This window comes from Methylobacterium sp. WL116 (assembly GCF_008039455.1).
Lineage (GTDB): Bacteria > Pseudomonadota > Alphaproteobacteria > Rhizobiales > Beijerinckiaceae > Methylobacterium.
Genome location: NZ_VRUV01000974.1, coordinates 1 through 833, shown reverse-complemented (window position 1 = coordinate 833; position 833 = coordinate 1). Strand labels below are relative to the sequence as shown.

1 protein-coding gene is annotated in these 833 nt (G+C 72.7%); it reads right to left on the bottom strand.

Going from position 1 to position 833, the window contains the following annotated elements; genetic code table 11:
• Nucleotides 1-695, bottom strand: a 695-nt coding sequence (locus FV223_RS28865) for a glycosyltransferase family 2 protein (protein WP_147730028.1), incomplete at its 3' end; no start/stop codon positions are given.
• Nucleotides 696-833: the final 138 nt, after the last annotated feature.

Genomic DNA, 833 nt, shown 5'->3' with positions numbered 1-833 from the left:
GAGGGAGGCGGGCGGCCGCGCACGTCGCGCGAGAGCGTGGCCGGCACCTCGGCGATGCGCTCGCCCTTCAGCGCCGCTTTGATCACCATCTCGCTGGCGAACTCCATGCCGCTGCCGCGCAGCGCCAAACGCTTGACGCAGCCCTTGGTCAGCGCCCGCAGGCCGCAATGCGCGTCGTCGACGCCGGTGCGGAACAGCAGGTTAAGGATGCTGGTGAGCACCGGGTTGCCGATGTAGCGGTTCTTCCACGGCATCGCGCCGGGCGCGATCCCGCCGCGGAAGCGCGAGCCCATGCACAGGTCGGCGCCTCCCTGCAGAGCCTCGACCATCGCGACGGAGTCGCGGAATTCGTAGGAGCCGTCGGCGTCGCCCATCACCAGGTAGCGCCCGCGCGCCGCCTGGAAGCCGCCGGCGAGGGCCGCGCCGTAGCCGCGCTCCGCGACCGGCACCACCCGCGCGCCGAGGCTTTCGGCCAAAGCTTGGCTGCCGTCTGTGCTGCCGTTGTCGGCGATGACGATCTCCCCGGCCAAGCCTTTGGCGGCGAGGGTCTCGAGGGCGGCGCGCGCGCTGGCGATCGCGGTCGGCAGGGCACGCACCTCGTCGAGGCACGGCATCACGATCGAGACGTCGATCGTGGCCGCCGCCGCGTCGGCGGCGATCTCCCGGTTCTGCCCGCCCCGGTCCTGCCCGCCCATGCCGCTTCCACCCGCGTCTCGCCCGGGCGGCAGGATGGTTTGCAAAGCGTTGCGATTCGGTTTCGGCGGCCGCTCAGGCGCTGACGAAGCGGCCCGACGCTCGCGCGGGTCGGGCATCGGCCTCGGCCAGCACCAGGA